At 75.5% G+C, this 2023-nt stretch carries 2 protein-coding genes; one reads left to right on the plus strand and one right to left on the minus strand.

Translation table 11 applies throughout. The features are described from left to right. Window positions 1-30: 30 nt before the first annotated feature. Window positions 31-1200, minus strand: coding sequence for a D-alanine--D-alanine ligase family protein (locus HGA02_RS17660; RefSeq protein WP_281357215.1), 1170 nt, complete (start codon window positions 1198-1200; stop codon window positions 31-33). Window positions 1201-1279: 79 nt separating this feature from the next. Between HGA02_RS17660 and HGA02_RS17665 the strand changes: the two genes are divergently transcribed. Then, on the plus strand, window positions 1280-2023 hold a 744-nt coding region (locus tag HGA02_RS17665), incomplete at its 3' end, for a trans-sulfuration enzyme family protein (RefSeq protein WP_210728765.1).

Consider the following 2023-nt stretch of genomic DNA (forward strand, 5'->3'; position numbering starts at 1 on the left):
GCGGAGACGCGGCGCCGCGAGCGACTCGCGTCAGCGCAGGCCCGTGGGCCGGGCGAGCGCGAGCTGCACGAGCTCGTCGACCAGCTCCGGGTAGGTCACGCCCGACGCCTCCCACATGCGCGGGTACATCGAGTACGGCGTAAAGCCGGGCATGGTGTTGATCTCGTTGACGACGACCTCGCCGTCGGGAGTGACGAACACGTCGACGCGTGCGATGCCCTCGCACCCGATGGCCTCGAACGTGCGCACCGCGGCGTCCCGCACCCGGGCGACGACGTCGTCGGGCAGGTCGGCCGGGCACGACAGCGTGACGCCGCCCTCGTCGAGGTACTTCGCCTCGAAGTCGTAGAACGTGTGCCGCGGGTCGGTGACGACGATCTCGCCCGGCAGGGACGCGCGCGCCCGCTGCCCGTCGCGCCCGCCGATGACGCCGCACTCGACCTCGCGCCCGACGATGCCCGCCTCGACGACGACCTTCGGGTCGTGCTCGCGCGCGGTCGCGAGCGCGGCGGGCAGGTCGGCGAGATCGTCGACGCGGGTGATGCCGAGGCTCGAGCCGGCGCGCGCGGGCTTGACGAACAGCGGCAGGCCGAGCGCTTCGACGCGCCGCGCGACGCCCTCGGGGTCGCGGTCCTGCTCGCCCGGGAGGATCACGGTGAAGGGTCCGACGGGCAGGCCGTGGCCCGCGAGGACGAGCTTCATCATGTGCTTGTCCATGCCGACGGCGGACGCGAGCACACCCGCGCCGACGTACCGCACGTCGGCGAGCTCGAGCATCCCCTGGAGGGTGCCGTCCTCCCCGAAGGGGCCGTGCAGCAGCGGGAAGACGACGTCGACCGCGCCGAGCGTGCGCGGCAGCGCGCCCGCCTCCAGCACCTGCACGTCGCGGTCGTCGGTCGCCTGCGGCAGCAGGACGTGCGCGGCGGTGTCCTCGACCTGCGGGAGCCGGCCGTCGCGGATCGCCCAGCGGTCCGGGTCGTCCTCGGCGAGCACCCAGCGACCGGTCGGCGTGATGCCCACGGCGACGACGTCGTAGCGGTCGCGGTCGAGCGCCCGGAGCACGCCGCCGGCGGTCGCGCAGCTGATCGCGTGCTCGCCCGAGCGGCCGCCGAACAGCACCATGACGCGCGCACGCGCGCTCGTGCCGTCCTGCGCGGATCCGGCGGAGGGGGTGGGCGACGGGAGCGCGGTGTCGTTCATCGCGCCCGACCCTACCGGGCGCGGGCCGCCGCTCCGGACGGTGCCGGTCGGTCGTCGCACGGACGCGTACCGTGGCGCCATGCCCGACGCTCTGCCCCTGTCGCCCGCCACGCTCGTCGTCAGCTCCGGCCGCCCGGCCCGCACGCAGGCCGCCCCGGTGAACCCGCCGATCGTCCTGTCCTCGACGTACGTCTCGCAGGGCGAGGTGCCCGACGGCGAGCTGTTCTACGCGCGGGCGGACACCGAGACGTGGCACCCGTTCGAGCAGACGCTCGGCGCGCTCGAGCGCTCGACGCGGCCGGCCCTGCTGTTCGGGTCGGGCATGGCGGCGATCGCGGCGGCCCTGTCCCTCGTGCCGCCCGGCGGGCGGGTCGTCGCGCCCCGGCACGCATACAACGTGACGCTCGTGCACGCGCAGGACCTCGCCGTGCGCTCGGGCCTCGAGGTCGTCCCGGTCGACATCGACGACACCGATGCGGTGGTCGCGGCCGTCCAGGGCGACGGGGCGCCCGCGGCGATGCTGTGGGTCGAGTCGCCCACCAACCCGATGCTCGAGGTCGCCGACGTGCCCGCGCTCGTCGACGCGGCGCACGCCGTGGGCGCGCTCGTGGCGGTCGACAACACGTTCGCGACGCCGCTCGGTCAGCGGCCCCTCACGCTGGGCGCGGACGTCGTCGTGCACTCGGTGACCAAGTACCTCGCGGGCCACTCCGACGTCGTGCTCGGCGCGGCGCTCGCGGACGACCCCGCGGTGCACGCGGCGCTGCGCCGGCACCGCACGGTCCACGGCGCGATCGCCGGGCCCACGGAGGCCTGGCTGGCC

Source organism: Cellulomonas septica (assembly GCF_012396155.1).
In the GTDB taxonomy this organism is placed as follows: domain Bacteria; phylum Actinomycetota; class Actinomycetes; order Actinomycetales; family Cellulomonadaceae; genus Cellulomonas; species Cellulomonas septica.